Source organism: Streptomyces sp. NPDC020362 (genome assembly GCF_040642095.1).
GTDB lineage: Bacteria > Actinomycetota > Actinomycetes > Streptomycetales > Streptomycetaceae > Streptomyces.
Genome location: NZ_JBFAET010000025.1, coordinates 66,720 through 73,281, shown reverse-complemented (window position 1 = coordinate 73,281; position 6,562 = coordinate 66,720). Strand labels below are relative to the sequence as shown.

General features: G+C 70.4%; 7 protein-coding genes. 2 read left to right on the top strand and 5 right to left on the bottom strand.

From position 1 onward, the window contains the following. The 5 genes from AB0H32_RS13355 to AB0H32_RS13335 form a co-directional block, all read right to left on the bottom strand. Positions 1–468: Imm50 family immunity protein (locus tag AB0H32_RS13355; RefSeq protein ID WP_361118862.1), on the bottom strand; the 468-nt coding region annotated here is incomplete at its 3' end. Continuing rightward, positions 458–961, bottom strand: coding sequence for an Imm50 family immunity protein (locus tag AB0H32_RS13350; protein WP_361118860.1), 504 nt, complete (start codon positions 959–961; stop codon positions 458–460). The genes AB0H32_RS13355 and AB0H32_RS13350, both read right to left, overlap by 11 nt. Before the next feature lie 12 nt (positions 962–973). Further along, positions 974–1,777: a class E sortase gene (locus AB0H32_RS13345; RefSeq protein WP_361118858.1), complete on the bottom strand. Its 804-nt coding sequence runs from the start codon at positions 1,775–1,777 to the stop codon at positions 974–976. A 243-nt stretch (positions 1,778–2,020) separates the two neighbouring features. After that, the gene (locus AB0H32_RS13340) at positions 2,021–2,758 is read right to left on the bottom strand and encodes a TIGR03943 family protein (protein ID WP_361118856.1); all 738 of its coding nucleotides are present in this window, start codon (positions 2,756–2,758) and stop codon (positions 2,021–2,023) included. After that, positions 2,755–3,720, bottom strand: coding sequence for a permease (locus AB0H32_RS13335; protein WP_361118882.1), 966 nt, complete (start codon positions 3,718–3,720; stop codon positions 2,755–2,757). Before AB0H32_RS13335 ends, AB0H32_RS13340 begins: the two co-directional genes overlap by 4 nt. Positions 3,721–4,229: 509 nt before the next feature. Here AB0H32_RS13335 and AB0H32_RS13330 point away from each other — a divergent pair. After that, entirely contained in the window at positions 4,230–5,240 is a 1,011-nt protein-coding gene (locus tag AB0H32_RS13330) for an SEC-C domain-containing protein (protein ID WP_361118854.1), read from the top strand. Positions 5,241–5,760: 520 nt separating this feature from the next. Further along, positions 5,761–6,558: an HNH endonuclease gene (locus tag AB0H32_RS13325; RefSeq protein ID WP_361118852.1), complete on the top strand. Its 798-nt coding sequence runs from the start codon at positions 5,761–5,763 to the stop codon at positions 6,556–6,558. The last annotated feature ends 4 nt before the right edge of the window (positions 6,559–6,562 follow it).

Genomic DNA, 6,562 nt, shown 5'->3' with positions numbered 1-6,562 from the left:
CGCATTGTTTATTATGTTGCGGTGTGTCCGGCCACCCCATGGTAATTCAGGTGCCGTGGTTGCGGGGCGGCCCGTGGGGTGGTCGGGGCGGGGCCCGGCCGGCCGGACCGCAGCCGCCCGGAACACGATCCCGGAATCCCCCGACCCCAGCACGACCTCGAAGGCGCCACCCTCGCGGAAGGACACCCGGACGTCCTTCGCCTCGGCGGGACCCCACCCGGTGACCCGAAGCCCCGTCACCCCGGTGAAGACCAGATGGAACTCGAAGGCGTTGAAGCCCTGCCCCTCCCACTCCACGGGCGGGTTCACGGGAAGCAGTCGGGTGTCGAACCCCAAGGTCACGGAGTTCTCGCGTTCGTCGATGTGCACGGAGAAGAGATCGCACGCGTCCGGCGCGGGCGGATCACCCCCGTACAGCGCACCCAGGCAGTCGGGGGAGGCGAGCAGCCGCAGCCAGTCACCGCCCATGGAAGACCTTGCGGTGCGTGGCGGGCAGCGAGCCGAACAGCCGGGAGTCCACCCTGCTCAGGAAGAGATGCGGCCCGTCATCGGCTCCCCCGGGCCCGCGCCGGAAGGCGCTCACATGCCGTACGACCACGGAGGCACTGCACTCGAACCGCAGGTCCACGCCCGTCCCTGCGACCGACACCCGCATCCGCCGCTCGCCCCCGAACGGCACCGTCCGCAGATCGCCCACGGCAGGCGGCTCCCACTGCGCGCACAGCAGCGGCTCCACCGCGCAGAACGCGAACTGGCACTGCACGCCGTCCATGCCCGCTTCGGCCCACTCCCGCGGCGGCGACTTCGGAAAACACGGCAGGTCGACCCGCAAGGTGACGGCGGGCCCACGCCGGTCGAGATGGACGGAGCGGACCCGCACCCCCTCCAGGCGGGGGACGTGCCCGTAAAGGGACCGGAGCACCTCCGGGTTCACCAGGAAGCCTTCGACAGAGCCCGACACCCCCGCATCGTCTCATCCGGAACGCCCCTGTCCCCGGGGCCGCATCGACACCAGCTTCCCCCAGACCGCCATCCGGTACCGCGAGGTGAACTCGGGGGTGCAGGTGGTCAGGGTGATGTAGTGGCCGGGCTCGTCGTACCCGTAGGAGGGCCTGACGAGCGAGCGCGGCACGGGCCGTACGACACCGGAGTCCCGCGACGACGTCTGCGGCAGGATCTTGTCGACGGCGTAGGTGTACGTCGCCGTTCTCGTCTCGACCTGGACGGTGTCCCCGCGCCGCAGCCGGGGCAGGTGGCGGAAGGGCTCACCGTGGGTGTTCCGGTGCCCGGCGAGCGCGAAGTTCCCGGCCTGGCCCGGCTGTTGGGTGCCGGGGTAGTGGCCGACGTACCCCTTGTTGAGCACGTCCGGCTTGCTCACGCCTTCGGCGACGGGGACGCGCAGGTGCAGCCGCGGGATCGTGAGGACGGCGTACGCCTGGGAGGGGCGGGGACGCCCGGAGACGATGACAGTGCTGTCCGACCGCCGGCCGCCGCCGTCGGCCGTGCCGGCCGCCGCAGACGGCGACGGCTTCGGACCGGAGGGCGCCGCACCCGAGGCCGAGCCACCCCCACCCCCGGTGCCCCACTCCTTCTCCAGGGCCGCCACCTTCCGCTCGGCTCCCTGCCGGGCCTCCCGGTTGGTCCACCACAGCTGGTGCACGACGAGCAGCATGAGGACGGTTCCGACGGTGACGAGCACCTCGCCGCCGCCCCACAGCCCCCGCCGCCACTTCGCGCGCCTGCGCCGATCACGGTGCCGTACGACTCTCATCCGCACACCCACCTCTACGGGACCTCTCCGTGAGCCGCCCGCACGATAGGCCGGGACACGCCAACTCACCAGAGCGGCAGGGATTCCGGGTCCGCGGGCCGCCCGCATCCGGGGTCACCGTCCAGCGGGGCGACTCAGGTGGACGGAGTCGTCGTCCAGCGGGGTGACTCAGGGGGCTCAGAAGGCTCAGGGGGCTCAGAAGGCTCAGGGGGCTCAGAAGGCTCAGGGGGCTCAGAGGGGTCAGAGGGCTCAGGGCAGCGGAAGGGCGTCCTGGTATCCGTTCACCGGCCGGGCGACCTTCCGGACGGTACGGGCGTCGAGCGCGACCGGCGCGGAGGCGGTGCCCAGCTTCCCGCCGGCGTGCCAGGTCCCGGTCACCGTCACCCAGGTGTTGGCGGGCAGCCTGGTCCCGCCGTAGATCCGCACCTTCACGGACTGGGCGTCCGCCGCGCAGCAGTTGAGGATGATCCGCGTCAGGTCCCAGCTGCCCTTCGGCCCACCGGGCGTGACGAACCCCGTCATCCGGATGCTGCGCCCCCTGATGGCCTGCGCCCGGTCCTGCTGCACCCGGCTGGTGAAGTCGGAGAGGGTCATGGGGACGGGCGAGCCGGCGGGGAGCGGATCGAAATCGCTCTGCTCGGCGACGGCCTTGGGCGGCTGCCGGGAGGCGGTGTAGGCACCGAGCGCGGGCGGGGCGTAGAAGAGCAGGCTGAGCGCGGGAAGGAGGAGCAGCCAGGACACACGGGGCAGGGAGGAATGATCGTGCCCGTGCCCGCTGTGCTCTTCTCCCTCCTCCTTCTGCCGTTCGTCCTGCCTGTCGAGCACCGCGCCGGCCAGGCCCAGCAGGAGCAGCACCACGCCGGAGGCGACGAGCAGGGGCCGCATCCCCTCCTTGACGTACCTCAGGCACAGGTCGGTGAAGAGGGAGACGTGCAGCAGCCCGAGCCCGCAGAGCACGAGCAGGACCGCCTGGAGCAATCGCTTCACAGCAGCACCCCGCCGACCACCGAGCTGCACGCCACGGCGACCACGACCGTGGCGGCGGAGAACCGTACGGCGAAGGCCCGCCCGAAGGTCCCCGCCTGAAGGGCGATGAGCTTCAGGTCGACCATGGGCCCCACCACCATGAACGTGAGCCGCGCGATGGGCGGGAACCCGGTCAGCGAGGCGGCGAGGAAGGCGTCGGCCTCGGAACAGACGGCGAGCAGCACAGCGAGCCCGGCCAGGAAGAGCACGGAGAGCCAGGGCGCCCCGGCGAAGGTGTCGAGCACGGACCTCGGCACCGCCACGTTGAAGGTGGCGGCCGCCATGGCACCGAGCACGAGAAACCCGCCGGCGTGCAGGAAGTCGTGCTGGAACGCGAGCCGGAACTCGTTCCACCGACTGCGCCCGTGCCGGTGTCCGGTGTGCCGCGCGGCCGGCCGCAACCACTCCGCCCGCCCGAACCGCAGCCACAACCACCCCATGACGACGGCGGTGACGAGCGAGGCGACCAGCCGGGCCAGCACCATGGCGGGCTTCCCGGGAAACGCGATGGCGGTGGCGGTGAGCACGACCGGATTGATGGCCGGCGCGGACAGCAGGAAGGCGAAGGCGGCGGCCGGGGCGACCCCGCGCCCGATCAGACTGCTGGCGACCGGCACCGAGGCGCACTCGCACCCGGGCAGCACGGCCCCGGCGACACCGGCGACCGGAACGGCGAGCGCGGGCCGCCGCGGCAGCACCCGGCTGAACACCCGCTCCGGCACGAACGCGTTGATCGCGCCGGACAGGGCCGTACCGAGCAGCAGGAAGGGCAGGGCCTGCACCGTGACGGCCAGGCACACGGTCCGCCACGCCTGCACGGCGGGGGCGTCGCCCCAGCGTCCGAGGAGAACGACGGCCGTGCCGGGCACGACGGCGGCCCCCGCGAGGAGCAGCGGCCAGTACCGGGGCGGCTCGCCCCGCAAGCCCCCCGACCACCGTCCGTCCTCCCGCCGTCCGGCCTCCCGTCCGTCGGCCTCTTCCCCCGCACCGGCTACGGCACCGGCTGCAGCACTTGCCGCACCGGCCACTGCACCCGCCGTATCGGTTCCGGCACCCGGCGCACAGGCCACGGCACCCACCGCATCGGCTACGGCACCCGCCGCACAGGCCACGGCACCCACCGCATCGGCTACGGCACCTGCCGCACCGGGGTCGGCACCCGTCGCACCGGTTCCGGCACCGGCCGCACCGGCTGCGGCACCGGCCGCCGTCTGGTCCCCGGCGGCCAGGGCACCCGTCTTCTCCATGCCGACTCCGCTTGTCGATGTCCGCGTCGAAGATAACCGTCCCCCTCGGCCGTCCCCCCATCGCCCAAGAGCCGGCGCCCACTTCCCCACCTCCTCTTTCTCAACTCTTTCCCTCCGCTTTGTGCCTCACGTTCCCTCCCCTGTGCGCCTCACGTTTGTCACCGCCCGGCAGTACGGTGTCACCCATGCGCCCCGACACTCCTGCCGAGAACGTCGACCACACCGCCGAAGCGGCACGCCTGGAGCGGACCGCCGGCCTGTATCCCGAGGACACCGAGGCCCTGCTCCTGCGCGCCGCGGCCCACCTGGAGCTGGCCGGCGACCGCCCTGCCGCGACAACGCTCTACGACCGCCTGCTGTCCTCGCCCGACAGCCTGGAGGGCCCTGCTCTGGTGCGGGCTCTGAAAGCCTCGAACCTCTGGGAGTACGACCACGAGGCAGAGGCAAGGGCGATCATCGACGGAATCCGCGCATCGGCGCCGCGCGACCCGGCCCCGTGGGTGATCGTGGCCGAGGCCCTGGAGGTGCACGACGAGCTGGAGGCGGCGGCGGAGACGTTCACGGAGGCGGCGAGGCTGCTGCTGACGGACGGGGCGGAGCCGCCGTACTCGACCCATCCCCTGCTGTTCGGCCGCCACCGCGTCCGCCGCATGCTGGGCCTGGCCCACGACGACTGGGACGCCCTGGCGGACAGCCTCCACGCGTCGCCGGTCTCCCTGGACGAACTCCACGATCCGAAGCGCGTGTGGTCCCTGGGCTCGGACAACCCGGCGGAACTGCAGGCGGAGATCTCCCGCCTGCAAGCGGAGCTGGGCGCGTACCGGGAGGCCCTCTCCCGCCCGTTCCCGGTGGCGATGCTGCACTGGCCGACGTCCGAGCTGGACGAACTGCTGTCGGCGTACCCGGACCTGGCGGCGGAGTACCCGTCCCACCCCGAGCACCTCACGACCATAGAGTCCGCCCTGCGCGAGCTGTCCTCTTCGGGAACCCCGAACCTGGGCATCGTGACGGGCACGGTCCCGTCGTACGAGGCATTCGCAGCGTCGGAGGGATCATCCCCCGCAGACGCGACACTGCTCCCCCAGTACGCGACGACACTGGCGGCCCGGGGACGAGCGGTGGCTTGGCCGCCGCAGCGCACGGCCGATTGCTGGTGTGGTTCTCCCGAGGACTACGCCACCTGTCACGGAGCATAGGGACACGCCCCAGCCAGGAGCTCGGGGACGCCCAAGCCGCGGCGAGGGACAAGCCGCCGGCCTCACCCAGAGTGCCCGCCGCTGACACGCGCCCGCTCCGCCCAGCCTTCCAGCCGACCGGACCGCCGCCCACCTGGGCCCCGCTTCCCCGGGCCGCCCGCTCGCTTCTCCCCTGTGCTGGAGCGGCCCGGGTCAAGGGTGGCCCGAAGGGCCATCGGCGCCAGCCGACGCGAGAGCGCAGCGGAGCGGAGCGGGAGCGCCCTTGAGGCGGGCCGCGGAAGCACGACACTGCAAAGAAGCGGGCGGCCTGGCAGCACTAATGTGCTCCGCCCAGCCAACTGGTCTGATACCTCAGGGAGAATCCTGACCGACATGACCATATTTGCATACTCATTATCTGATATCTCAGCAAATGCCACTAAAAGGATCTCAGTAAGTGGCAGCGCTAGCCAGATCAGGACCGGCGCAAACATGACTAACCGTTGGGCAGTGATCCACTAAGTCGGCCATACTCCTGAACATGGACGCCAGTGCAGATGATGGACCGATAGCACCAAACGGGATCCCGTGGTGGGAACTCAGGATCCAGCCAGGCACACGGAGGAAGCGATTCGGGCAAGAACGTCGCCTAGCAGCTTGGCTTTGGTATAAAAAGGAAATCGGCGACATATTTACGATGAATGAGCTCCGTGACGCACTGGGTCCGGACATCATCGGACGGTCAGAGCACCTCAATCGGCGCCTTCGTACCCTGCGCGCAGCAGGATGGGCCATCCCGTCCTACAAGGATGACGCTTCGTTGAGGCCGGACGAGTATCGGCTCCAGACAAAAGGCGCTCGGTACTGGCTCGACGACGATCGACAGGCCTACAAGCGATTCGCACCATCGGCTCGCGCTCGGCGCGAGGTCATAGATCGCGATGGCAGGCGCTGCGTTGTCTGCGGGATCGCAGCTGGTGAATCCTACCCAGGTGAGCCCAGCAACAAGGCCCGGCTCACCATAGGGCACCGGGTACCGCAGGAGCGCTTGAGGACTCGTGGCGCCGCCGACGACATCAACAACTGGCGAACTGAGTGCGCACGGTGCAACGAACCAATGCGGGACGAGCTCCCCGACCCCAGACGGTACGACGAGGTACTAGCCCAGGTTAGGCGTATGAGCCGTGGAAGCAAGGGAACGCTGCTCCTCTGGCTGCGACAAGGTGAGCGGACTCGCTCAGAGCTTGACCGCGTCTACGATCTAGCCCGGACTCTCACTCACAATGAGCAACAGGATCTCGCCGCCTACTTGCATACCAGTTCAGCAGGCTCTAGTTAGGAGC